This is a genomic window from Halorubrum ezzemoulense DSM 17463 (assembly GCF_002114285.1).
Classification (GTDB): domain Archaea; phylum Halobacteriota; class Halobacteria; order Halobacteriales; family Haloferacaceae; genus Halorubrum; species Halorubrum ezzemoulense.
The window spans coordinates 46,219-67,269 of sequence record NZ_NEDJ01000003.1; the positions used below are offsets into that span (position 1 = coordinate 46,219).

Below are 21,051 nucleotides of genomic sequence, written 5' to 3' on the forward strand. Positions count from 1 at the left end.
AGCCCCTCGCGCTACAGGAGCGTCGCCACGTGGTCGTCGTGCGACGCGCCGACGAGGTCGCGCAGCGCCGCCGGGTCGCGCTCGCCGTCGGCGTTGACGAGGTAGGCGACGCCGTCACGGTCGCCGTAGACGCCGTGGAGATCGTACACGAAGCCGTACACGGTCGCGTCGGCCGTCTCGTCGCTGCCGCGGGCGAACGCGACCTGCTCGTGAACGTTGTACTCGACGAGCCGGTCGCGGACCGAGACACCGGCGTCGCTCTCGGCGTCCTCGTCGGTCGTGCCGTCGACCGCCTCGCCGTCACCCTCGCCGACGACGGCCGGGTCGTCGAGCCCGGCCTCGACGATCGGCAGCAGCGCCTCGACGGCGGCGCGGACGCCCGGTTCGGCCGGGAACTCGCCGGTGCGCGCCGCCGCGAGCGCGGCGCCGACCGCGCCGCACCCGGTGTGGCCGACCACGGCGAGGACCTCGGTGTGGGTGTGCCGGAGCGGGTACGCCACGCTCCCGTCGAGGACGCGCTCGCCGTCAACGAGCGCGCTCACTTTGTTGCCGATGGCGCCGGATGTGAAGAGGAACCCCGGCTCGTCGACGGCGAACATCCCCTCCTGTGACACGCGCGAGTCGGAACAGCAGACGGAGACCACGCCGGGGCGCTGGCCGTCGCGGTGGCTGTCGAAAACGTCGGGAGGGAGAGCGGCGACGTGGTCGTCGTTGCGGCCGAGGAGGTCGGCGAGTATCCGGCGGTCCATACCGTCCCGCCCGGCCGCGGGCACAAAAAACGCCGTGGCGCGGGGGGCTTCTGACGGAGTCCTCCTGCCCGAACGGCCGGGACGGGTCAGGCGACGAGCCCGACCGCGGAGACCAGGATTCCGACGACGAACACCGCGAGGAGCGCGATCGTTGCGAGCACCACCGCGGGCGCGAGCGCCTCCTCGTTCTCGTCGACGACGAAATCTTCCAGGCTCTGCATATCCGAGCTGTCGTCGCCGCGGGGTTTGAACGCTTCGACCGAGGCTCCGCTACCGGTCGAACCAGTCCGTCACCGGCCGAACCCGTCCGGTACCGTCCGAGTCACGCGGGGGCGTGACCGCTGCCGACGCGTCGGTGTCGTCGCGGCCGCTCCCTCGTCGCTCCGCTCGGTCATTCGTCGACCGCCCGGCTGCCGCGTTCGGGAACCGGCCGCCGACGTGTTTTTGTGCGTCGGGCGTGGCGGATCTGCCAAGATGCCACGCGAACAGTACCAGACGAAGCTCGAAGACCTCCGCGACGACGTCCTCTACATGAGCGAGGTCGTCGCCGAGCGCCTGCGGATGGGGCTCGACGCGCTCGAACAGCAGGACGAGGAGTTGGGCGAAGAGGTGATCGCCGGCGACGCCGAGATCAACGACCTCTACCTCGAACTGGAGGGACAGTGTACGGACCTCATCGCGCTCCAGCAGCCGGTGGCCGGGGACCTGCGGTTCATCGCGGCCTCGTTCAAGATCATCACCGACCTCGAACGGATCGCAGACCTGGCGACGAACCTCGGCGAGTACGCCAAGCGGGCCGACCGCGAGGTGTTCCCCGACGTCGACGTCCAGCGCATCGGCGACGACACGCTGGCGATGCTGGACGAGGCGATGGACGCGTACGCGGAGTCTGACGCAGAGCGCTGCTACGCCGTCGCCGAGTCGGACGACGAAGTCGACGCCGCCTGCGAGGCCGCGAGCGACCTCGTCGTCCGCGACCTCATCGAGCGCGACGAGCTCCGCGAAGACGAGGACGTGGAGGGTACCATGCAGAACGTCTCGCGGCTGCTCCTCACGATCCGCGACCTCGAACGGGTCGGCGACCACGCGGTCAACATCGCCGCCCGGTCGTTGTACATGATCGAGAACGACGACGAACTGCTGTACTGACCGAGATCACTCGGTCCGGGGACGCCCACCACGTACCGTCACCCGCCCGCTGAGAACGCGTCGCCGAGCGGGACGCTCTCCCTGTGCTGTGTCCTTCCGGATCGAGACGAAACAGGCGTGGCTCTCGGCGCCGTCGCGTGGGCGGCCGCGCTTGCTCCGCTCGCCGGGTTCCGTGGCGAACCGATCTCAGTCGTCGGCGACGGCCGGCGTCGTCGCCGTTCCGGGGCGCGCTTCGGCCGCCGCGGGCGCCGGCGTCCATTCTAAGTCCTCTTCGTAGCGGAACGCGCGGTGGTCCCGCGTCGGGTCGACGACCGTCAGCGAGAGCCAGTCGTTGTCCAGCAGTCCGGCCACCGCCTCGTTGTCGGCGAGGATATCGGTGACGCGGTCGACGGGCGCGTGGAGGACCGTCGAGAGCCGCAGCGGCTGGTGGTACGCCGTGTCGGCGTCGGCCATGAGCGACTGGAGCGGGAGGCCGGTCATCAGGTCCCCGCCGTTGCCCTGGTAGACGCCGACGTTGCCGACCGGGTTGTGGGTCACCTTCGACCCGCTGCCGTACGCGGCGTTGTCGACCGTCGAGAAGTAGTACTGCGCGTTGATCCACTGGGTGACGACCATCGGGCCCGTCAGTATCGCCTCCAACGCCGTTCCGTCGGGGTCGGTCGCCCAGTCGTACGAGTGGAGGAAGGCGCGCCCGTCGAGGTCGAGGTGGCTCGTCAGCGGCCGGGGCCCGACGACGAAGCCGGCGTTTCCGGCCAACCCCCACTCGGGGCGCGTCTCGGCCCAGTCTGCGGCCCGCCGTTCCGCCTCGCGCACGCCCGCCGCGCCCCCGGGTCCGGCCGAGTCGGCCTCGCCCGCCGGTCCGACCCGCTCGGCGGCTGCCGCCTCGCGGGCGGCGTCGAGGTCCGCGCGCAGCCGTTCGAGGTCCGCCGCGTGCGAGTCCGGCACGTCCCCGTCGTACAGCTCGATCTCGTCGGTCGTCGTGTTGTGTTCGGCGGCGAGGAAGACGGTGTCGTCGGGCACGTCGTGGCCGCGCTCGCGCAGTCCCGTCTTCACTTCGGGGTCGTTACAGATCGCCGCGAGGACGCGGGCGCTCGGGCCGCCGGGGTTGCCGGCGCAGGCACCGCAGTCCAGGCTGGAGTCGTGGGGGTTGTTCGCCGTCTCGGCCGCGTGGCCCGTGAAGACGACGAGGCGACCGAACTCCTCCCACCCCATCAGCTCGAACGCGGTCGCGGCGTACTCGACCTTCTCGTCGCGAGTCAGACCGGTCGGAAGCGCTCCGGGAGCGCCGTCCTGCCGGTGGACGCCCGGTTCGCAGAACTCGTGGTCGCCCGGAACCGCGTCGTCGGTCGTCGAGAGCAGGTCGTACACCCGGGCGGGAAGGAGCGTGCGCGCCGCGAGCGCGAGCCCGTAGCCGCTGCCGGCGCCCTCAACGAAGCTGAAGGCGGTCGCGGGGTTCGAGCGGAGCGTCTCGATCGCCTCGCCCGCGGCCTCGCGAGCGCGCGCCCAGCGGTCGCGGCTCGCCCGCGCGCCGTCGTCCGTCGGGATCTCGGCGACGCGGTGCTGCGGGTCGAGGATCGGGGGACAGGCGTCGATCGACACGTCGTCGTCGTACCCCTGGTACTCCATCGGGACGCCGAAGAAGCCGGCGTAGCCGTGCGTCTCGTAGTCACCTGTCGCCTCGACGTGCCGACGGATCACCTCCGAGCGCGTGTCGATACAGAAGACCAGCTGGGCGTCCGGGCGTCCGGACGCGCCGCCGTCCGCGCGGGCCCCGCGCTCGCCGTGGCGGGCCTCGCTCTCGGCCGCGACCCGCTCGACGAGCGCGTCGCGGTACGTCGCCTCCCACGCGCTCAGGAACGCTGCCGCGATCTCGTCCTCCGCGTCGACGACCGGGCCGTCGGACTCGGCCGGCGGGGCGAGGTCGACACCGAAGGCGTCCGCCAGCGCGAGCCGGGCCGCGAGGTACCCGGTCAGCGTGATCGGGTACGCGGACTGCCACGCGCCGCCGTCGTCGGCGCGGCGCTTGAGCAGTCCGGTCCACCCGGGGAGCGCGGCGAACTGCGCCTCGAAGATCGATTGCCACCGGTCGTCGGGATACGGCTCCAGCGCGGACTCGACGGCCGCCGTCGGCGACGCCGGGAGGTCGGCTGCGAGCCCCCGATCGGGGATCTCGTCGTCGTGCTGGGCGACCGACCGGAACGCGTCGTAGAACCCCGCCTCGCGGTTCGGCATCGACCACTCGGCCCGCCCCTCGTCGAGGAAGGCCGACAGCCACTTCGTCAGCACGCGGTCGACGCGCTCGGCGTCGGAATCCGGGCGCGTCGCGGCGCCGGCGTCGCTCGGTTCGTCCGTCCCCTCGGCGGATTCCAGCCGGTCCAGCAGGGCTTCGGGACCGGCCTCGTAGCCGCGGTCGGTCAGGGTCTCGTCGAGCAGGTCGGCGTCGATCCGCCCCTCGTCGAGGGCCGTCCGGAACGTCGCCGCCCGCGGGTAGCCGCGGCCGCCGAGAAGGTCCGCCGCCCGGCTCACGGCCTCGTCGAACGGCCGGTCCTCGAAGCCGGCGAGGGGGTTCGCGGTCACGAACGAGTGGACCGGCCAGACCGACCCGACGGCGGTCGCGGCCGTCTCGATAGCGTCTCCGATGGCGTCTGCGTCGTCTTCGGTGGTGGATTCAGCGTTCATCGTATTCCTCCGTGGCGGTCAGGACGGTTTCCGGGGCGGGCTGCCCCGCGTTCAGCAGGGCGACGTAGAGGCGCTCGCTCCGTTCGTAGACGCCGGTCTCGATCGCGACGTACGCCGCGAGGAAGGCGACGCCGACGAGCGCGTGGAGCGCTGTCAGTTCGGTCGGCGCCGAGACGACGGGGAGCCCGGCGAGCAGCCCCGAGACGGCCTCGTACGCGAGCGCGTACACGGCGATGGCCGGGAGCGCCACCAGCGGGACGGCGCCGTAGCGGGCCGCCGTCGACAGACCGGTCTGCCGGACGGCGCTCCGGGCCGCGTGGAGCGTCGTGAGCGTGACGAACCCGGCGAGCAGCAGCCCGCTGTCGAGGCTCGTTCCCTTCCCCGTCAGGACCGCGAACGTCGCGCCGCCGGCGAGCCCGGTCAGCAACACGACGGCCGCACCCGCGACGCCCGTTCCCCCGAGTTCCGATTCGGTCTCCGTCGGGGCCGTGCGCTCGACCTTGTCGCCCGCGCTCAGGAAGTGGTACGCCTTGTAGAACCCGTGTAACACGAGGTGCGTCACGGCGGCGGCGAAGAAGCCGAGCCCGGTCTGGACGATCATAAAGCCCATCTGCCCGACGGTCGAGCAGCCTAGTTCGCCCTTGACGTCCGACCGGACGGTCTTGAGCAGCTTCCCGCCGAGGGCGCTCGCGGCGCCCGCGACCACGAGGGCGAGCATGAGCCCGGTTTCGGCCGTCACGACGGGCGCGAAGCGGGTCAGGAGGATGCCGCCGGCGTTGACGAAGCCGGCGTGCATCAGCGCCGACGCGGGCGTGGGAGCGGTCATCGAGGAGAGCAGCCACCCGTGGAACGGGACGAGAGCGGACTGGATCATCGCCGCGAGGACGAGCGCGCCCCCGGCGACGAGCAGCGTGGGGCCGCCGAGCCCGTCCGCGCTCGCGGCGATACCCGAGATCGTCGTCGCCTCGGTCGCCCGCCACAGCGTCAATAGGGCGACGCCGAGGAGCGCGCTGCTCGCGAGGAAGTGCCGCCGGGCGACGCTCGCGGCCGCGCGGGCCTGCGGCCAGCCGTCGACGGTCCCGATGAGCCGGGCCATCAAGAGTCCCATCGCCAGCCAGCACAGCCAGAACAGCGTGAGGTGGTCGGCCGCGACGAGCGCCATCACGGCGAGCGTGAACGAGAAGATCCCGAGGAAGAAGTCGGTCTCGTGGGCGCTCCCGCCCATGTAGCGCCGGGAGTAGCTGTGGACGATCCCGCTGAAGAACGTGACGACGGTCCACAGCAGGACGGTCAGTCCGTCGACGGCGACCGCGCCGGGCACCTCCCACGAGGCGCCGAGTCGGAGTCGGGCGACGAGGACGGCGACGCTCGCGGCGAACAGCGACCACGCGAGCCACGTCAGTACAGCGGAGACGAACGACGAGTCCGTCGTCTTCCGGAGCGCTCCGACCGTCGTCTTCGAGGTGGGTCCTGACATCGTTCGAGCGACCACGCGACCGGTCTCGACCCGCCGTCGGGTCGAGTCGCAACCCGGTCGTTGTCTACCCACTTTGAGAACATAACGTCTATTAAAGCTGTTTGTATTCACAATTCGTTCGCAAGAACAGCATTATAGAACATTATGATTATCCTCTCATGGGGGAGGGCCTGGCGAGTCCGCAGTCGCAAGTGAGCCCGTTCGGCGTCGCGACTCAGGAAACCATATCGGCTCGGAGTCCGGAGGACCGGTATGCGAGAACTCGCAGGGACCGTCCTGGTCGGGGAGTCGTTCGAGCCCGTCCGCGGACGCGTCGTCGTCGAAGACGGGCGGATCGACGCCGTGGAGGAGACGGACACCGACTCGACGGACCTCGTGCGGCCGGCGTTCGTCAACGCGCACACCCACCGCGGGGACTCCGTCGCGAAGGAGGCCGCGGTCGGCCTGTCGCTCGGCGAGGCGGTCGCGCCGCCGGACAGCCTGAAGCACCGGCGGCTGGCGGCCGCCGACCGCGACGAACTGGTGTCGGCGATGGGGCGGACGCTCCGGTTCATGCGTCGGACCGGCACGGTCTCCACGCTCGACTTCCGCGAGTCGGGGCCCGCCGGCGCGCGGGCGCTCCGCGAGGCGGCGGCGGAGACGGGCGTCGACCCGTTCATCTTCGGGAGCGGCGACCCGTCGGTCCTCGACGTCGCCGACGGCTACGGGGCCTCCGGCGCGAACGACGACGAGTTCGCCGCGGAGCGCGCCGCCTGCGAGGATCGCGGTCGCCCGTTCGCGATCCACGCGGGCGAGCCGGACGCGACCGACATCCACCCGGCGCTCGACTACGACCCGGACCTGCTCGTTCACATGGTCCACGCCGAGCCGGACCACTTGGAGCGCGTCGCGGACCAGTCGGTCCCGATCGCCGTCTGTCCGCGCGCGAACGCGGTCCTCGATGTCGGGACGCCGCCGATACGGGAGCTGCTCGACCACACCACCGTCGCGCTCGGCACCGACAACGCCATGCTGAACCAGCCGTCAATGTTCCGCGAGATGGCGACAGCGGCGAAGCGGTTCGACGTGACCGACCGGGAGGTGTTGCGAATGGCGACCGCCGCGGGCGCCGAAATCGCCGACCTCGACTGCGGGGCGATCGAGCCCGGGCGGCGGGCGGCCCTCCTCGTCCTCGACGGCGACTCCGACAACCTGTCCGGCTCGGAGGACCCGGTCCGTGCGGTCGTCCGGCGGGCGACCGGGCTCGACGTCGAGCGCGTCGTCGGTTAGTCCTCCGCCCCGTCCCGCCCGGCGTCGAACCGTCCGAACGGGGTCGTCTCGTGGGTCCGCACGAGGACCTCGTCGGCGACGGTGACGCCCATGTCGAGGAGCGCCTGCGCCACGGGCGTGATGTCGCTGTCCGACTCGCCGACGACGGTGACGAGGAGGTTCTGCTCGCCGGTGACGAGCTCTTGGACCGACACGACTCCGTCGATCGCGAGGATGTCGGGGATGAGTTCGCCGCGCTCCGGTATCGACGCGGTACAGTAGAGCAGCATCCGGAGCGGATACCCCGACCGCTGGTAGTCGACGCTGGCGCTGTACCCCTTGATCACGCCCTCGGACTCCAACCGCTGGATGCGCTTGCGGACGGTGCTGTCCGAGGTGCCGGCCCGCTCCGCGATGTCCCCGGACGACGTGTTCCGCGCGTCCGCCTGGAGCGCGTACAGGATCGCCCTGTCGACGTCGTCTATCGCGCCGTTGTCCATGTCTCGCCGGTACGCGCGTGTCGGTTTTATACGTTGGTGGGGCGCCCGGCGCCGCCGCGGTCGACGCCGATCCCGACGCCTACATACGATCCCCGCCAGTGGGTCGGATATGGCGACCTACACCGCGGACATCGACGTTCGGTTCCGCGACATCGACGCGATGGGCCACGTCAACAACGCCGTCTACGCGACGTACATCGAGCAGGCGCGGACGCGCTTCTTCCGCGATGTCCTCGACCTCGACATCTCGGGGGCGTCGACCGTGCTGGCGTCGCTGTCGATCGACTTCCGCCGACCGGTCGAACTCGACGACGACGCGGTCGTGGTGAGCGTCGAGATAGCGGATCTCGGCCGGTCGAGCGCGACGATGACGCACGAGATCCGGATCGGCGACGCCGTCGCGGCGGAAGCCGAGGCGACGCTCGTCGCCGTGGACCCGGAGACGGGCGAGCCGACGCCGATCCCGGAGGCACACCGGGAGGCGATGGCGTCGTACCGAGATCGCTGAGGGGGCGGCCCGCGGCCCGGGGCTGCGATATGAGGCCTTCCCCACCGTCGCGGTCGGACGCACACCTTCTTGACCGCGCGGACCGATCGATCGGTATGAGCGTTCGACTGTACGCCCTCGACGGGTGTCCGTGGTGCGAGAAGGCGGCCGACGCCCTGGACGACGCGGGCGTCGAGTACGAGACGGAGTGGGTGGAAGCGCTCCACTCCGACCGGAACGAGGTGAAGCGAGTGAGCGGCCAGCGCGGCGTCCCCGTCCTCGTCGACGAGGGACGCGGCGTGACGATGGCCGAGAGCGCGAACATCGTCGACTACGTCGAGAGGACCCTCGCATGAGCATCTACACCGGTCGCGGCGACGAGGGGGAGACCGACCTCCGGGACATGAGCCGGGTGTCGAAGTCCAGCCACCGCATCGAGGCGTACGGCTCGGTCGACGAGGCGAACGCGCTGCTCGGAACGGTCCGCCCGACGGGCCACGAGGACATCGACGAGCTGCTGGAGACGATACAGAACCATCTTCACGTCGTTCAGGCCGACCTCGCGAACCCCGACCCCGACCCGGACGACCCGCAGGTGGAGCCCGACCATGCCGACCTGCTGGAGGAGCGCATCGACGCGTTCGACGAGGAGCTGGAGCCCCTGCGGTCGTTCATTCTCCCGGGCGGCGGCGAGGCGGGGGCGGCGCTCCACCACGCGCGCGCCGTCGTCCGGCGCGCGGAGCGGCGCGTCGTCGACCTGGCGCGCTCGGAGCCGATCAACGAGTCGGTCGTCACCTACCTCAACCGCCTCTCTGACCTCCTCTTCACCCTCGGCCGCGTCGCGAACGCGCGTGACGGCGAGCCCGAGGAGTCGCCGACGTACTGAGCCGCCCCGAGCGCGCGATTTTTCCCCGTCCCGCGCGAGGTGCGGGTATGACGCTCGACAGCTACGCGGCGGCGGTCGCCGATCTCGACCCGGCTCCCGGCGAGGTCGAGACGGCGGAGGTCGTCGTCACCGACGACGCGCTCGTGAAGGCGTTCGTCCTCGGCCCGGACGCGACCGTCGACCCCCACGAGCACGCGGACGCCACGAACGTGTTCCACGTGCTGGAGGGGGAACCGACGGTGATCCGCGACGGCGAGGAAGAGGCGCTCGCGGCCCCGGCAGTGGTGGAGAACGCCCGGGGCGCGGTCCACGGCGCCCGCAACGACACCGACGACCGAGCCGTGCTCACGGCCACCCTCGCCCCGCTCCACTGATGGACGGCGAAATCGACCCCGAAGAGCTGTCAGCCCTGCTCGACGAGCGCGGCGACAGCTCTCCCGACGAGTCGCTCCGCATCGTCGACATCCGCGACCGGCGCGCGTTCGACCGAGGGCACCTCCCCGACAGCGAGTGTATCCCGTTCCCGGAGCTGACGAACCGGATCGCGGAGCTCGAGGGCAGCGACCGCATCGTCACCGTCTGCCCCCACGGCGTCGCCAGCCAGCAGGCGGCCCAGCTCATCGGCAGCTACGAGGGGACGCAGGACGCGCGCGTCGACAGCCTCCGCGGCGGCATCGAGGCGTGGGAGCGGGAAATCGGCGACCTGCCCGCGTCGGACGAGCCGGCCGCCAGCGATCCCGACGAGGGGCCTGAGAGCCCGTTCTGACGCCGGACGGGCGTCCCCGGTTCAGATCGCACGAATCCGCACCCGCCAGAAGTCGCGGAACGCGTCGTCGAGCGCTCCCTTCGGCTTGCCGGTTGCGTCCGACACGTCGGTGACGTCGGCGCGGTCCCGAACCCGGCCCAGCACGCTGCGCTCGCCGACGACGATCACGCGGTCGAGGTCCTCTCCCGCGGCGACCGCGGCGAGCGCCTCGTCGGCCCGGTCGAGGTGGTCGTCGATCTGCCCCTCCCGGCGGCGCTCGAATCGCCCCTGCGAGAAGCCGCCCTTCGAGTGTGCCTCCTTCACGTCGGTGGTGAACCCCTCGAAAGCGACCCGCTCGTCGCCCTCGTAGGTGCCGACCGCGAAGGTGTCCGAGCGGACCACGGCGAACGCGAACCGGCCGGTCGGGCGGAACCACGCGTCGTCGAGCCGGAACCGGTCGCTCCACCGGTCGAACGGTTCGGGTTCGACCGGCGGCGTCAGCGCGGCGCTCACCGCGCCCGTGTCGTCGGCGAGGACGACCGCGGGCGCGGCCCGCCGGACGAGCGCCGTCCGGTCGCCGAGCCAGTCCGACACGGTCGCGGGGACCGCGTCTGCGTCCGGCACATACGCCGTGAGCAACCCCTCCGGGTCGTCGCTCTCGACGGCCCGGAACCGCTCGAGCGCGTCCGTCAGCCGCGAGCCGCTGCGGTCGCTCACGCGGCGGAACTCGACCGTCTCCTCCGTCCCCTCGGCGCGCTCCAGCCGCTCCTCTAACGACTCGATCCGGTGTTCGAGCTCGTTCACGCGCTCCTCGGCGCGCTGCCGGTCGGCGACCGCGTCGGACCGCCGCTCCTCCTCGGCCTCGGCGCGGCGTTCGAGGTGACGCTTCTCCTCCTCCAACTCCTCGATGCGCTCCTTCAGCTCGGCGCGCCCGAGCAGCCTGTCGATCATACCGAATTCGCGACCCGCCGCGACGTAAAAGGTGCGTCTGCGGCGGAGACGGACGCCGCTCTCCGGGCCGTCCGCGCGTCGCGCCACCGTCCGCCGCCGTCTCCCGCGCGACCGTTCGTCGCCGCGTTCACGTCGTCCGCTTCGCGCGTGACCCGATCGGTGCGCCTCCGCCACCGTTTTAGCGTCTCCCGACGCTTCGGGGGATATGTTGTCTCCGTCCCTCCAGGAGGAACCGAAGACCGGCAACGGCGTCACCGCCGACCTCGACCTCGACTGGCTGTCGCTCGACGACGACGAGGAGATCCGCTGGGCGAGCACGCCGCACAGGTACAGCGTCGTCCCGGCGCTTCTCGTCGGCGTTCCCCTGTCGCTCGTCCTCGTCGGGATCCCGATCGTCGCCGCGAGCTACCTCCAGTACAAGAACACGAACTACGTCGTCACGAACAAGGGGCTCTACAGCAAGCGGGGCATCCTCTCCCGGGACGTGAAACAGATCGGGTTCGAGAAGGTACAGAACATCTCCTACTCGCAGTCGGCCATCGGTTCGTCGCTCGGGTACGGGTCGGTCGAGGTCAGCACCGCCGGCGGCTCCGGCGTCGAGCTACGGTTCCGGAGCATTCCGGACCCGGCGTCGGTCCAGGAGCTGATCGCCAGGGAGATCGACGCCGGAAAGCGGGACAGCGCCGACGGCGACGGCGACGCCGACGACGTGCTCGCCGAGATCCTCGTCGAACTTCGCGCGATCCGCTCCGCGGTCACCGACGACGGTGCCGGCGGCGACGCCGAGACGCCGACCGCGACCGGCGAGGACGTCGGCGCCGAGCGGACCGCGTCGGAGACGGCGTGCGAGGACCGATGACCGGCGACTGGTGGTTTCGGCACGACGACGAGACCGTCGTGTGGACGGGTCGCCCGCGGCTGTCGGCGGCGCTCGGCGGGGGCGTCGTCGGCGTCGCGACCGTCGCCGTCGCGCTCCTCGCGGCGGCCGCGGTCGACCCGCGCATCGCCGCGGCGAGCCCGCTGGGCGTCGGCATCGCCGGCTGGGAACTGCTCCGCGTCACACGGACCGACTACGTGGTCACGACTCGAGCGATCTGGTCGAAACGCGGCGTGCTCGGCCGAAAGGTCCGCCGCGTCGGGCTGGCACAGGTACAGAACACGGCGTACAGTCAATCGGTGACCGGTTCCGCGTTCGGGTACGGCACGGTCACGATCGAAGTCGCCGGCGGGCCGGACCTCGAGCTCCGCCGGATCAACGACCCGCAGGCGGTCCGACGGTCGATCACCGACCGGACCGGGACCGTCGACCGCGAGCCGCCCGGGACGGTCGAGCAGTGGCGGGCGGTGCTGTCTGTCGTCCGCGACATCGAGGCCGCAGTCGACTGACCGGCGGCGACTCCGGCGGAGCGACGGCGACACCGGTCAGGCGACGCCCGCGCCGCCGAGTATCAGCCGGAGCCCGATGACCGTGAGGAGGCCGAGGACGAGGCCGCGCCGGAGCCGCTCGCTCACGCGGTCTCGGAGGCGAGTCCCGACGGCGACGCCGGCGACCGCAGGGACCGCGGCGGCGGCCGACGCGAGCGCGAACGCGGCGTCCGGGTAGAGTCCGAGCGCGCCCGCGGCCCCGACGCGAAGGCCGTTGATCCCGACGAACACCAGCGCCACGACGCCGACGAACACCCCGTGCGAGAGGTCGAAGCTCCGGACGAACGCGACCAGCTGGACGCCGACGTTCGTCGCGCCGAACAGGACGCCGGAGACGACGCCCACGACCCCCATGACGAGCGGGCCTTCGGCGCGCTCGCGGTCGGCCGAAGTCGGCAGCGACGGGAGCGCGACCGCGCGCTGCGCGGTCGCCACGAACCCGAGCGAGACGACGCCGAGCAGGACGCGCAGGGGAGCCGCCGGGAGGCGATCGAGCAGCGCCATCCCCGCGAGGGTGCCGACGAGCGCGGCCACGAGCAGCGGTGCGAACCGGGCTCCGCAGGTCCGCAGTTCCTCGCGCGTGAGCTCTCCGACGAGGGCGACGTTCACCGCGAACATCGGGACGATCATGAACGCGACGGCGGCCGCCGGGTCGAGCGTCGACGCGAGCACCGTCGTCCCCACGACCGCGAAGCCGAACCCCGCGACCCCGTTGACGGCGCCCGCGACCGCGACGACGACCGCGACGGTCGCAACCAGCTCGGCCGAGAGCGCGAGCGCCATACGTTCGACACGAGCCGGACCGGCATAATAACACGAGTGCCCGATCGGGCGGCTCCGGCGGCGTCCGCGGCCCGACATCGAACCATTTCCCGCCTACGCGGTCGCTATGCCGGTCGGTCCCACGCGCAGTTCGACTCGACGCGCGGGCCCGCCCCTATCGGTCTCCGGGCGCTACCGCCGCGGCCTTCGCCGTTCGCGACTCCCTCAGACACGCGGCGGCGTCCTACGCGTTCACGAACGGCTCCCACCCCTCCCAGCGGAGGAGCGTCTCGGCGCGGTCCGCGTCCGCCAACAGCACGTTCCGCCGGTCCGGGAGCGTCTCGTCGGCGAGTCCCTGCGGAATCGCGAGCGTGCCGCTCGGTACGTCGTCGTCGCCGCCGACCGGGATGTGGCCGCCGTCGACTTTCATGACGAGCGGGGCGTCGAGTCGCTCGACGCCGTCCCCGTCCGCGTACAGCTGCTCGTTGACGTGTTCGTGGTCCGCCCGCCGGATGACGGCGCGCTCGCCGTCATGGGGTTCCACGTACAGTTCCCCCAGGTAGTAGCCGCTCGAGAATCGCTCGAACATTCTATGCGTGTCAACACCTACCACGACCATACATAAGTGTTTCTCGGCCGTGACCGGCCCTGATAATCGGGGACGGAACGCGCCCGGTTCTCAGTCAGCGTCCTCAAGCGCGCCGTGACCGAGCGGTCCGCGGGGTGCTCGCCCTCACTCCTCGTCCGACCGCCGCGCGACCTCGTGGCGACCGAACCCGTACCGGAGTCGGTTCGCGAGCCGTCGCGAGAAGCGGCCCTCGTTGCGCGAGTCGAACCGCTCCGCGAGCGCCTGGTAGATGATCGGCACCGGGACCTCCTGTTCGAGCGCCTCCTCGACGGTCCACGTCCCCGTCGAGCCGCCCGCGACGTGGTCCGCCACGTCGCCGAGCTCCGATCCCTCCTCGCGGAACGCCTCCTCGCAGAGCTCCAAGAGCCACGACCGGATCACCGCGCCGTTGTTCCACGTGCGCGCCACCGACTCCATGTCGAGGTCGTAGCGCCCGTCGGCGAGGAGCTCGAACCCCTCGCCGTACGCCTGCATCAGGGCGTACTCGACGCCGTTGTGGACCATCTTCACGTAGTGGCCCGACCCGGACTCGCCCATGCGGTCGTGGCCGTCCGGTCCGGTCGCCACCGCGTCGAACACAGGTACCATCGCCTCGTAGGCCCACGCCGGACCGCCGACCATCAGCGAGAAGCCCGCCTCCGCGCTCGCGGGGCCGCCGGAGGTGCCGCAGTCGAGGTATGCGGCGTCGGTATCCGCGGCGCGCCGCGTGGACGCCTCGAAGTGGGAGTTGCCGCCGTCGACGACCACGTCGTCACCGTCGAGGTACGGTTCTAGGTCCGCGAGCGTGGCGTCGACAGCGTCGCCCGCGGGCACCATCAGCCAGATCCGCTTGCCGGCGTCCTCGTCGCCGCCGGACCGGTCCAGCCGGTCGCAGAGGTCCGCGAGCGAATCTGCGGGCTCCGCGCCGTTCTCGGCCGCCTCCGCGGTCGCCTCCGCCGAGAGGTCGAACGCGACCACGTCGTGGCCCGCCGACAGCGACCGGTTCGCGACGATCTGCCCCATCCGCCCGAGTCCGATGACCCCGAGTTCCATGCGCGAGGCGTGGCGGGGCCCGGCCGTAGTGGTTCCGGTTCGCCGGGCGACCCCGGGCCCGGGTCAGTAGCCGATCTCGGCCTCGGGCTGCCGTCGTCGACGAGCGGGAATGCGGTCTCCCGAACCGTTTTTAGCTCCCGCGGAGTGCCGGGGTCATGGGACGCGTCAACGAAGGCGACCTCGACTGGAGCGAGACGGACCGCGGCGGGACCCGATTCCGCCGGAAGCAACTGGCCGAAGCGGCCGACGGCGAGGCGATCGGCTGTAGCCTCTACGAGCTCCCCGCCGGGGCGCAGTCGTGGCCGTACCACTACCGCACCGCCAACGAGGAGGCGCTCTACGTCCTCGCGGGCGAGGCCACGCGCCGCCACGGGGGAGAGACGGAAGAGATCGCGGCCGGCGACTACGTCGCCTTCGCCGCCGACGAGTCGGGCGCGCACCGCGTCGTCAACGAGGGCGACGACCCCGTGCGCTACCTCGCGCTGTCGACGATGACCGAGCCGGACGTGACGGTGTACCCCGATTCGGAGACGTTCGGCGTCTTCGTCGGGTCGCCGCCCGGCGGCCGCGACGAGCGCTCCTTGTCCGGCTACCACGAGATCGACGACGCGGTCGACTACTGGGAGATGTAGCCGCTCCGGCGACTGGGAACTCAGGTGCCCGAGAGTTCAGACTCCGTCGCGCTCGGCGGCCGCCGCCTCTCGCTCTCCGAGGTGCGCGCGCAGCGCGTCCACGTCCTTGTTGCCCGCGCCGGTGTTCAGCAGGACGACGGTGTCGTCGGGACCGAACTCGCCAGATTCCGCGAGCGCGAACGCCCCCGAGACGGCGGCCGCGCAGGTCGCGCCCACCTCGAGCCCCTCCGTGCGAGCCACGTCGACCGCGGCGTCGAGGATCTCCCGGTCGGTCGTTGCCACCGCACCGCCGTCGGACTCGCGGACCGCCTCCAAGATGAGGTGACTCGCGCCCGGATCCGGGATCGCGATCCCGTTGCACGCAGTGTCGACCTCGTCGTCCGCGAGCGGCTCGTGGCGGTCCGCCCCGGACTCGTAGGCGCGGACGACCGGGGCGCAGCCCGCGGCCTGCGCGGCGTACATCGGGACCAGTTCGTCGGTCCACCCCAGCTCTCTCGCCTCCCGGGCGGCCTTGTGCATCCCGACCAGCCCGACGCCGCCGCCGGTCGGGTAGACGACCGCTTCGGGGGCTTCCCAGTCGAGCTGTGCCAGCAGCTCCAGTGCCATCGTCTTCTTTCCCTCGTGGCGGTACGGCGTGACGAACGTCTTCGTCGAGTACCACTCCGGGTTGTCAGCCATCGCGTCGGCGTACGCTGCTCCGGCGTCGCCGATCTGGGAGCTGCCGTCCACCGGGTCGGTAACGGTCAGGTCCGCGCCGTGAACCTCGGTCATCGCCTTCTGGGTGAACCCCGCCCGCGAGGGGAGGAACACGTGCGCGTCGAGGTCTGCGCGGGCCGCGTACGCCGCTGCCGCCTGCCCCGCGTTGCCCGCGCTGTTCAGGGCGACCTCGCTTGCGCCGTGCTCGCGCGCCGCCGTCATCGCGGCCGCCTGCCCCCGGTCTTTGAACGTCCCCGTCGGGTTCGCGCCCTCGTCTTTCAACAAGACCCGCCCCACGCCCATCGCGTCCGCCAGCCCGGGACACTCCACGAGCGGGGTGGCCCCCTCGCCGAGCGACACCGCGGTCTCAGCGGGGAACGGGAGGAGCTCGTCGTACCGCCACATCGACCCGTCGGGGCGGGCGTCGAGCGTCTCCGGCGTGAGCCCGACGCGGTCGTAGTCGTACGTCGGGTCGAGGATGCCGTCGCAGTCGGGACACCGGTGGGTCGCCGCCTCCGCGTCGAACGTCTCCCCGCAGTCGACGCAGGTCAGGCCGACGAACGCGTCCGTGGTCTCCATGCCAGCGCGCTCGGGCGCCGGGGCCTTCGGTGCTGCGGTCGCGGCGGTGTCGGCCCGACCACCGGAGCGGCCTCGCTTCGGCGACCGAGACGGTCACGTTTCGGCGAGCGAGGCGGCCCGCGGTCCGCCCGCCTCTGCCCGGGGTACTTAGGTCCGCAACGTATGAAGCGGTAGGCGGAGGGGAGTCGGGACGGTACTCCCTCGGGAGATGCGTGTACCAGCGACCGCCCGGACGGCGGGTCCGTGGGGTGGAGCGAGGTGGAAGCGATGAGTCGGACGGTGCTCCGGTTGGGCCTCCCGGCCGGGTCGTGGCTCGCCGACGCGTCGCGGGGCGTCCCCGCGGCGACGCTCCGGATCGCGGAGACGATCGCCGTCGACGGCGACGCTCCGGAGACCGCGGCGACCGTTCGCGTCGCCGGCACCGACAGGGACCGCGTGGAGAACATGGTCCGGGGCCACGAGCGCGTCGCGCGCGTGACGGCGGTCGAGCGCCGCGGCGACGTTCGCACGCTCCGCGTGGTCGGCCGCGCCCCCGTCTACCTCCCCGCGGCGCGGGCGGTCGGCCTCCCCATCGAGTCGACGGTCGAGGTCGCCGACGGCCGCGCCACGGTGACGGTCGTCGGCGATCGGGACCGGATCGAAGCGTTCGGGCGTCGGCTCGCAGACGACGGGATGACGGTCGGCGTCGCCGCGACCGGGGGCGACGAGCCGGATCGGACGCTCACCGAGGCGCAGCGCGACCTCGTCTTCGCGGCGGTCGAGAGGGGCTACTACGACACCCCGCGGCGGTGTACGCTCACGGAGCTGGCCGAGGCGAACGGGATCGCGAAGTCGACGTGCAGCGAGACGCTCCACCGCGCCGAGGGACGGGTGATGCGCCGGTTCGTCGACGGCGAGGGGCCGTTCGACTCGCCGTCGGACGCCGAGGGCTGGCCAACGGCGAAGCGCGCGCCCCCCGGGGCGGCCTCGCTTGAGGCCGACGAGCCCGACGCCGACAAGCTCGACGCCGACTAGTTCTGCGTCGACGGGCCCGGAGCGACCGGGCCGCGGGTCGGCCGGTCGGTTCGCGTGTGTGCGAGCGTGCTATTCCCCGTCGAGCGCCTGCCACGAGAGCCGCGGGTCCCGCGCGGCGCCGACCTGGTCGATCCGCGCGGCGGCGGTCCGGTTCGGCGCCGCGTCGAGCGCCTCGCCGGTGTCCGCGTACGCGAGGTTGAACGCCTCGGCGAGGTCGTCGAGCGAGGACTGCCCCTCGATCTCCGTCGGCTCGGTCAGCATCGCCTCGGGGACCATCTCCGGCCACTTCGTCGTCGGCGGGTGGACGCCGAAATCGAGCATTCGCTTCGCCACGTCGGCCGCGTCGCGGTCGCCCGCGGTCGCCGCGAACTCGTGGTGGAACGGGCCGAAGGGAACGTCGAGGTCGATCCGCTCGGCGAGGTAGTTCGCGTTGAGGACGGCCTTCGCCGCCGCGTCGGCGAGCCCCTCGTCGCCCAGGCGGGCGACGTACGCGTACGCCTTGATCAGCACGAGCCAGTTGCCGGCGAAGCCGTGGACCCGGCCGATCGTGCGGTCCGGCTCGAAGCGCTCGTACCCCGGCCCCGTCTCGGCCTCGCGGACCCGCGGCGTCGGGAGGAACGGCGCCAGTTCGTCGACGACGCCGACCGGGCCGGCGCCGGGACCGCCGCCGCCGTGCGGCGTCGCGAACGTCTTGTGGACGTTGTAGTGCATCACGTCGAACCCCATGTCGCCGGGCCGGCCGCGGCCGAGCAGCGCGTTGAGGTTCGCGCCGTCGTAGTAGAGCAGGCCGCCGGCGTCGTGGACGATCTCCGCGATCTCGGTGATGTCGCGCTCGAAGAGGCCCACCGTGTTCGGGTTCGTGAGCATCAGCGCGGCGGTGTCGTCGCCGACGGCCGCCTCCAAGGCCTCGAGGTCGACGCGCCCGTCCTCGCCGGAGGGCAGTTCGACCACCTCGTAGCCGGCGGTCGCCGCTGTCGCGAAGTTCGTCCCGTGGGCCGACGCCGGGATCACGACCTCCGAGCGGTCGTTGCCGTGGTGCTCGTGATACGCCTTCGTGACGAGGATCCCAGTCAGTTCGCCCGCCGCGCCCGCGGGCGGCTGGAGCGTGACGGCGTCCATCCCCCCGATGTCGGCGAGCGCCTCCTGGAGCCGGTACTGGAGTTCGAGGTTCCCCTGCGCGGAGCGCGCGGAGCGGTCGGGGTGGACGGCGGCGTTCGGGTCGGCCGCCACGTCCTCGGTGAACTTGGGGTTGTACTTCATCGTACAGCTCCCCAGCGGGTACGGCCCCGCGTCGATGGCCCAGTTCATCTGCGAGAGCCGGGTGTAGTGGCGCGCCGTCTCCGGCTCCGAGGGGTTCGGCAGCGTCAGCTCCTCGCGGGTCAGGTCGTCCGGCAGCGGGGAGTCCTCGCGCACGTCGACGGTCGCTTGCCCCTTCTCCGAGAGCAGCGGCTCCCGGACGTCCTCGCCGTCTCGCTCGTAGTTCGCTTGGTCGTGGATCATCAGAGCACCTCCTCGAAGGCCGCGACGAGCCCGTCCGTCCGTTCCGCGTTCAGGTCAGTGACGCACACCTGAAGCAGGTGGTCGTCGATCGCGTGGACCGCGAACCCCTCGGCCTCCAGGTCCTCGGCGACCGCCGGGGCCGGCTGGTCGACGTGGACCACGAACTCGCGGAAGTGGTGACGGTCGTGGACGGGGGCGGTCGCGCCCGACAGGCCTTCGATCCGGGCCGCCAGCGCCTCGGCGTCGCGGACGCAGTCGTTCGCGAGGTCGACGAGGCCGTCGGGCCCCAGCGTCGCCGCGTGGATCGCCGCCCGGAGCGCGACCCACGCCTGGTTCGTACAGATGTTCGATGTGGCGCGCTCCTTGCGGATGTGCTGCTCGCGCGTCTGGAGCGTCAGCGTGTACGCGCGGTCGCCGTTCGCGTCCTCGCTCGCCCCGACGAGCCGACCGGGGACCTGCCGAAGGAAGTCGTCGCGGCAGGCGAAGATGCCGAGCCCCATCCCGTAGCTGGTCGGCAGGCCGAGCGAACCGGCCTCGCCGACGACCACGTCGGCGCCGACCGACGCGGGCGATTCGAGCACCGACAGCGCGACGACGTCGGAGCCGAGCGCGAACAGCGCGCCGGTCTCGTCGGCGAGGTCGCCGATCGCCGCGAGCCGCTCTTCGAGGCAGCCCCGCACCGTCGGGCTCTCGGCGTACAGCATCACGACATCGTCGCCCGCGCGGTCCGCGAGCGCGTCGACGTCGGCCGTGCCGTCCGCCATCGGGTACGTCTCGACGGTCATGTCGGCGCCGTCGCAGTAGTTCTCCAGTACCGCCCGCTTCCCCTCGCGGAGCTGCTCGGGCACGAGGACCACGTCGCCCGATGTCGAGCGGACGCGGTCCGCCAGCGTCGCGGCCTCGCCGAGCGCGGTCGCGGCGTCGTACATCGAGCAGTTCGCGACGTCGAGCCCGGTCAGCTCGACGAGCATCGACTGGTACTCGAAGAGCGCCTGGAGGAACCCCTGCGACACCTCCGGCTGGTACTGGGTGTAGCTCGTGAGGAACTCCGCGCGGTCGGCGAGGTGGTCGACGACGCTCGGCACGTAGTGGCCGTAGTGCCCCCGGCCGAGGAACTCCGTGAGGTCGTCGTTGCGCGCGAAGATCCGCGCGCACTCGTCGCGGATCTCGCGTTCCGTCCGCGGCTCGATGCCGAAGTCACCGTCGAAGGCGACCGGGTCGGGGATGTCGAACAGGGCCTCCTCGTCCTCGACGCCGATCGCCGCCAGCATCGCCGCGGTCTCCTCGTCCGTGTGCGGTGCGTACGGGGTGCCGTTGGCCCGGCTCATCTGGTCGCTCCCCCGCGTCCCCGGGCCGTCGCCCGGCCGTCGTTCGCTCCTCGGTTCGCGGCTCGTCGGTCGAAACGTTGCGTTGTCATGATCGGGTGCGGTGTCGAATGTCCGTCGTCGGATCCGGGTCGGCGCGGTCAAGCGATCTGCTGGTCGTACTCGTCGGCGCCGAGAGTCCCATCGGCGTCGCCGCCCTCAGCCGGGTCGACCTCGAGCATCCACCCCTCGCCGTACGGGTCCTCGTTGACGAGTTCGGGGCGGTCGAACAGGGCTTCGTTGACCGCGACGACCTCGCCCGAGACGGGCGCGTACAGGTCCGACACCGCCTTGATCGACTCGACGACGCCGAACGACTCGCCGGCGGAGACCTCGTCGCCGACCTCGGGGAGCTCGACGAACACTACGTCGCCGAGCTCGTCCTGCGCGAAGTCGGAGACGCCGATCCGAACGGTGTCGCCGCCGGTCGTCGCCCACTCGTGCGATTCCAAGTACCGTCTGTCGTCGGGAACGTCGAAGCTCATTTGTCGGGGTCGCCGCGGTCCGATCGGGTTCCGGTCCGCGACACGTGTGAATCATCCTTCTGA

General features: G+C 71.8%; 24 protein-coding genes. 11 read left to right on the forward strand and 13 right to left on the reverse strand.

The window, feature by feature from the left end; translation table 11 throughout:
• Nucleotides 1–11: 11 nt before the first annotated feature.
• The gene (locus tag B9H04_RS01695; RefSeq protein ID WP_049930820.1) at nucleotides 12–749 is read right to left on the reverse strand and encodes a carbonic anhydrase; all 738 of its coding nucleotides are present in this window, start codon (nucleotides 747–749) and stop codon (nucleotides 12–14) included.
• An 86-nt stretch (nucleotides 750–835) separates the two neighbouring features.
• Nucleotides 836–970, reverse strand: coding sequence for a hypothetical protein (locus B9H04_RS19390; RefSeq protein WP_254921774.1), 135 nt, complete (start codon nucleotides 968–970; stop codon nucleotides 836–838).
• Between the two features lie 253 nt (nucleotides 971–1,223).
• Between B9H04_RS19390 and phoU the strand changes: the two genes are divergently transcribed.
• Nucleotides 1,224–1,898: a phosphate signaling complex protein PhoU gene (phoU, locus tag B9H04_RS01700; protein ID WP_049930819.1), complete on the forward strand. Its 675-nt coding sequence runs from the start codon at nucleotides 1,224–1,226 to the stop codon at nucleotides 1,896–1,898.
• 186 nt (nucleotides 1,899–2,084) lie between these two features.
• On the opposite strand, the gene B9H04_RS01705 is transcribed toward phoU, so the two are convergent.
• Together B9H04_RS01705 and B9H04_RS01710 are read right to left on the reverse strand one after the other, a co-directional pair.
• Nucleotides 2,085–4,577 (reverse strand): DUF2309 domain-containing protein, encoded by a 2,493-nt coding sequence (locus tag B9H04_RS01705; RefSeq protein WP_049930817.1) that lies wholly within the window; start codon nucleotides 4,575–4,577, stop codon nucleotides 2,085–2,087.
• Complete coding sequence (locus B9H04_RS01710; protein WP_049930816.1) at nucleotides 4,567–6,054, reverse strand: proton-conducting transporter transmembrane domain-containing protein; 1,488 nt, start codon at nucleotides 6,052–6,054, stop codon at nucleotides 4,567–4,569. Before B9H04_RS01710 ends, B9H04_RS01705 begins: the two co-directional genes overlap by 11 nt.
• A 252-nt stretch (nucleotides 6,055–6,306) precedes the next feature.
• On the opposite strand from B9H04_RS01710, the gene B9H04_RS01715 reads away from it, so the two are divergent.
• Complete coding sequence (locus B9H04_RS01715; RefSeq protein ID WP_085682397.1) at nucleotides 6,307–7,323, forward strand: amidohydrolase family protein; 1,017 nt, start codon at nucleotides 6,307–6,309, stop codon at nucleotides 7,321–7,323.
• Here B9H04_RS01715 and B9H04_RS01720 read toward each other — a convergent pair.
• Nucleotides 7,320–7,802 carry an Lrp/AsnC family transcriptional regulator gene (locus tag B9H04_RS01720; RefSeq protein ID WP_049930813.1) on the reverse strand — a complete coding sequence of 161 codons (483 nt, stop codon included), beginning with the start codon at nucleotides 7,800–7,802 and terminating at the stop codon, nucleotides 7,320–7,322. The genes B9H04_RS01715 and B9H04_RS01720 overlap by 4 nt on opposite strands.
• 109 nt (nucleotides 7,803–7,911) lie before the next feature.
• On the opposite strand from B9H04_RS01720, the gene B9H04_RS01725 reads away from it, so the two are divergent.
• From B9H04_RS01725 to B9H04_RS01745, 5 genes are all read left to right on the forward strand, one after another.
• Nucleotides 7,912–8,310 carry an acyl-CoA thioesterase gene (locus tag B9H04_RS01725; protein ID WP_049930811.1) on the forward strand — a complete coding sequence of 133 codons (399 nt, stop codon included), beginning with the start codon at nucleotides 7,912–7,914 and terminating at the stop codon, nucleotides 8,308–8,310.
• Nucleotides 8,311–8,405: 95 nt separating this feature from the next.
• The gene (locus B9H04_RS01730) at nucleotides 8,406–8,645 is read left to right on the forward strand and encodes a glutaredoxin family protein (RefSeq protein WP_049930810.1); all 240 of its coding nucleotides are present in this window, start codon (nucleotides 8,406–8,408) and stop codon (nucleotides 8,643–8,645) included.
• The gene (locus B9H04_RS01735) at nucleotides 8,642–9,175 is read left to right on the forward strand and encodes a cob(I)yrinic acid a,c-diamide adenosyltransferase (RefSeq protein ID WP_049930808.1); all 534 of its coding nucleotides are present in this window, start codon (nucleotides 8,642–8,644) and stop codon (nucleotides 9,173–9,175) included. Before B9H04_RS01730 ends, B9H04_RS01735 begins: the two co-directional genes overlap by 4 nt.
• 47 nt (nucleotides 9,176–9,222) lie before the next feature.
• A complete protein-coding gene (locus B9H04_RS01740) occupies nucleotides 9,223–9,549 on the forward strand; it encodes a cupin domain-containing protein (RefSeq protein ID WP_049930806.1) in 327 nt (108 codons plus the stop codon).
• Nucleotides 9,549–9,941 carry a rhodanese-like domain-containing protein gene (locus B9H04_RS01745; RefSeq protein WP_049930805.1) on the forward strand — a complete coding sequence of 131 codons (393 nt, stop codon included), beginning with the start codon at nucleotides 9,549–9,551 and terminating at the stop codon, nucleotides 9,939–9,941. The genes B9H04_RS01740 and B9H04_RS01745 overlap by 1 nt, the downstream gene beginning before the upstream one ends.
• Before the next feature lie 21 nt (nucleotides 9,942–9,962).
• Here the strand turns inward: B9H04_RS01745 and B9H04_RS01750 are convergent, their stop codons facing one another.
• Nucleotides 9,963–10,871 carry a Vms1/Ankzf1 family peptidyl-tRNA hydrolase gene (locus B9H04_RS01750; RefSeq protein WP_049930803.1) on the reverse strand — a complete coding sequence of 303 codons (909 nt, stop codon included), beginning with the start codon at nucleotides 10,869–10,871 and terminating at the stop codon, nucleotides 9,963–9,965.
• Between the two features lie 205 nt (nucleotides 10,872–11,076).
• On the opposite strand from B9H04_RS01750, the gene B9H04_RS01755 reads away from it, so the two are divergent.
• Both B9H04_RS01755 and B9H04_RS01760 read left to right on the forward strand, forming a co-directional pair.
• Entirely contained in the window at nucleotides 11,077–11,730 is a 654-nt protein-coding gene (locus tag B9H04_RS01755; RefSeq protein ID WP_049930801.1) for a PH domain-containing protein, read from the forward strand.
• Nucleotides 11,727–12,257 carry a PH domain-containing protein gene (locus tag B9H04_RS01760; protein ID WP_049930800.1) on the forward strand — a complete coding sequence of 177 codons (531 nt, stop codon included), beginning with the start codon at nucleotides 11,727–11,729 and terminating at the stop codon, nucleotides 12,255–12,257. The genes B9H04_RS01755 and B9H04_RS01760 overlap by 4 nt, the downstream gene beginning before the upstream one ends.
• 36 nt (nucleotides 12,258–12,293) lie before the next feature.
• On the opposite strand, the gene B9H04_RS01765 is transcribed toward B9H04_RS01760, so the two are convergent.
• The 3 genes from B9H04_RS01765 to B9H04_RS01775 form a co-directional block, all read right to left on the reverse strand.
• Complete coding sequence (locus tag B9H04_RS01765; protein ID WP_049930798.1) at nucleotides 12,294–13,079, reverse strand: TSUP family transporter; 786 nt, start codon at nucleotides 13,077–13,079, stop codon at nucleotides 12,294–12,296.
• A 223-nt stretch (nucleotides 13,080–13,302) separates the two neighbouring features.
• Entirely contained in the window at nucleotides 13,303–13,647 is a 345-nt protein-coding gene (locus tag B9H04_RS01770) for a DUF5802 family protein (protein ID WP_049930796.1), read from the reverse strand.
• A gap of 144 nt (nucleotides 13,648–13,791) precedes the next feature.
• Nucleotides 13,792–14,718, reverse strand: coding sequence for an NADP-dependent phosphogluconate dehydrogenase (locus B9H04_RS01775; RefSeq protein ID WP_049930795.1), 927 nt, complete (start codon nucleotides 14,716–14,718; stop codon nucleotides 13,792–13,794).
• A gap of 155 nt (nucleotides 14,719–14,873) precedes the next feature.
• Between B9H04_RS01775 and B9H04_RS01780 the strand changes: the two genes are divergently transcribed.
• Nucleotides 14,874–15,350 carry a cupin domain-containing protein gene (locus B9H04_RS01780; protein WP_085682398.1) on the forward strand — a complete coding sequence of 159 codons (477 nt, stop codon included), beginning with the start codon at nucleotides 14,874–14,876 and terminating at the stop codon, nucleotides 15,348–15,350.
• A 36-nt stretch (nucleotides 15,351–15,386) separates the two neighbouring features.
• Here B9H04_RS01780 and B9H04_RS01785 read toward each other — a convergent pair whose 3' ends face one another.
• Nucleotides 15,387–16,625: a threonine synthase gene (locus tag B9H04_RS01785; protein WP_049930791.1), complete on the reverse strand. Its 1,239-nt coding sequence runs from the start codon at nucleotides 16,623–16,625 to the stop codon at nucleotides 15,387–15,389.
• Nucleotides 16,626–16,892: 267 nt separating this feature from the next.
• Between B9H04_RS01785 and B9H04_RS01790 the strand changes: the two genes are divergently transcribed.
• Nucleotides 16,893–17,639, forward strand: coding sequence for a helix-turn-helix domain-containing protein (locus tag B9H04_RS01790; RefSeq protein WP_049931049.1), 747 nt, complete (start codon nucleotides 16,893–16,895; stop codon nucleotides 17,637–17,639).
• Between the two features lie 69 nt (nucleotides 17,640–17,708).
• On the opposite strand, the gene gcvPB is transcribed toward B9H04_RS01790, so the two are convergent.
• The 3 genes from gcvPB to gcvH form a co-directional block, all read right to left on the reverse strand.
• The gene (gcvPB, locus tag B9H04_RS01795; RefSeq protein ID WP_049930789.1) at nucleotides 17,709–19,139 is read right to left on the reverse strand and encodes an aminomethyl-transferring glycine dehydrogenase subunit GcvPB; all 1,431 of its coding nucleotides are present in this window, start codon (nucleotides 19,137–19,139) and stop codon (nucleotides 17,709–17,711) included.
• Nucleotides 19,139–20,467 carry an aminomethyl-transferring glycine dehydrogenase subunit GcvPA gene (gene gcvPA / locus B9H04_RS01800; RefSeq protein WP_049930787.1) on the reverse strand — a complete coding sequence of 443 codons (1,329 nt, stop codon included), beginning with the start codon at nucleotides 20,465–20,467 and terminating at the stop codon, nucleotides 19,139–19,141. Before gcvPA ends, gcvPB begins: the two co-directional genes overlap by 1 nt.
• A 137-nt stretch (nucleotides 20,468–20,604) precedes the next feature.
• A complete protein-coding gene (gcvH, locus tag B9H04_RS01805) occupies nucleotides 20,605–20,988 on the reverse strand; it encodes a glycine cleavage system protein GcvH (RefSeq protein WP_049930786.1) in 384 nt (127 codons plus the stop codon).
• Nucleotides 20,989–21,051: the final 63 nt, after the last annotated feature.

Excerpts from the sequence above, each read along its gene's own strand:
- B9H04_RS01695 (WP_049930820.1), bottom strand. The coding sequence starts at position 749 with ATGGACCGCCGGATACTCGCCGACCTCCTCGGCCGCAACGACGACCAC.
- B9H04_RS19390 (WP_254921774.1), bottom strand. The coding sequence starts at position 970 with ATGCAGAGCCTGGAAGATTTCGTCGTCGACGAGAACGAGGAGGCGCTC.
- phoU (WP_049930819.1), top strand. The coding sequence starts at position 1,224 with ATGCCACGCGAACAGTACCAGACGAAGCTCGAAGACCTCCGCGACGAC.
- B9H04_RS01705 (WP_049930817.1), bottom strand. The coding sequence starts at position 4,577 with ATGAACGCTGAATCCACCACCGAAGACGACGCAGACGCCATCGGAGAC.
- B9H04_RS01710 (WP_049930816.1), bottom strand. The coding sequence starts at position 6,054 with ATGTCAGGACCCACCTCGAAGACGACGGTCGGAGCGCTCCGGAAGACG.
- B9H04_RS01715 (WP_085682397.1), top strand. The coding sequence starts at position 6,307 with ATGCGAGAACTCGCAGGGACCGTCCTGGTCGGGGAGTCGTTCGAGCCC.
- B9H04_RS01720 (WP_049930813.1), bottom strand. The coding sequence starts at position 7,802 with ATGGACAACGGCGCGATAGACGACGTCGACAGGGCGATCCTGTACGCG.
- B9H04_RS01725 (WP_049930811.1), top strand. The coding sequence starts at position 7,912 with ATGGCGACCTACACCGCGGACATCGACGTTCGGTTCCGCGACATCGAC.
- B9H04_RS01730 (WP_049930810.1), top strand. The coding sequence starts at position 8,406 with ATGAGCGTTCGACTGTACGCCCTCGACGGGTGTCCGTGGTGCGAGAAG.
- B9H04_RS01735 (WP_049930808.1), top strand. The coding sequence starts at position 8,642 with ATGAGCATCTACACCGGTCGCGGCGACGAGGGGGAGACCGACCTCCGG.
- B9H04_RS01740 (WP_049930806.1), top strand. The coding sequence starts at position 9,223 with ATGACGCTCGACAGCTACGCGGCGGCGGTCGCCGATCTCGACCCGGCT.
- B9H04_RS01745 (WP_049930805.1), top strand. The coding sequence starts at position 9,549 with ATGGACGGCGAAATCGACCCCGAAGAGCTGTCAGCCCTGCTCGACGAG.
- B9H04_RS01750 (WP_049930803.1), bottom strand. The coding sequence starts at position 10,871 with ATGATCGACAGGCTGCTCGGGCGCGCCGAGCTGAAGGAGCGCATCGAG.
- B9H04_RS01755 (WP_049930801.1), top strand. The coding sequence starts at position 11,077 with ATGTTGTCTCCGTCCCTCCAGGAGGAACCGAAGACCGGCAACGGCGTC.
- B9H04_RS01760 (WP_049930800.1), top strand. The coding sequence starts at position 11,727 with ATGACCGGCGACTGGTGGTTTCGGCACGACGACGAGACCGTCGTGTGG.
- B9H04_RS01765 (WP_049930798.1), bottom strand. The coding sequence starts at position 13,079 with ATGGCGCTCGCGCTCTCGGCCGAGCTGGTTGCGACCGTCGCGGTCGTC.
- B9H04_RS01770 (WP_049930796.1), bottom strand. The coding sequence starts at position 13,647 with ATGTTCGAGCGATTCTCGAGCGGCTACTACCTGGGGGAACTGTACGTG.
- B9H04_RS01775 (WP_049930795.1), bottom strand. The coding sequence starts at position 14,718 with ATGGAACTCGGGGTCATCGGACTCGGGCGGATGGGGCAGATCGTCGCG.
- B9H04_RS01780 (WP_085682398.1), top strand. The coding sequence starts at position 14,874 with ATGGGACGCGTCAACGAAGGCGACCTCGACTGGAGCGAGACGGACCGC.
- B9H04_RS01785 (WP_049930791.1), bottom strand. The coding sequence starts at position 16,625 with ATGGAGACCACGGACGCGTTCGTCGGCCTGACCTGCGTCGACTGCGGG.
- B9H04_RS01790 (WP_049931049.1), top strand. The coding sequence starts at position 16,893 with ATGAGTCGGACGGTGCTCCGGTTGGGCCTCCCGGCCGGGTCGTGGCTC.
- gcvPB (WP_049930789.1), bottom strand. The coding sequence starts at position 19,139 with ATGATCCACGACCAAGCGAACTACGAGCGAGACGGCGAGGACGTCCGG.
- gcvPA (WP_049930787.1), bottom strand. The coding sequence starts at position 20,467 with ATGAGCCGGGCCAACGGCACCCCGTACGCACCGCACACGGACGAGGAG.
- gcvH (WP_049930786.1), bottom strand. The coding sequence starts at position 20,988 with ATGAGCTTCGACGTTCCCGACGACAGACGGTACTTGGAATCGCACGAG.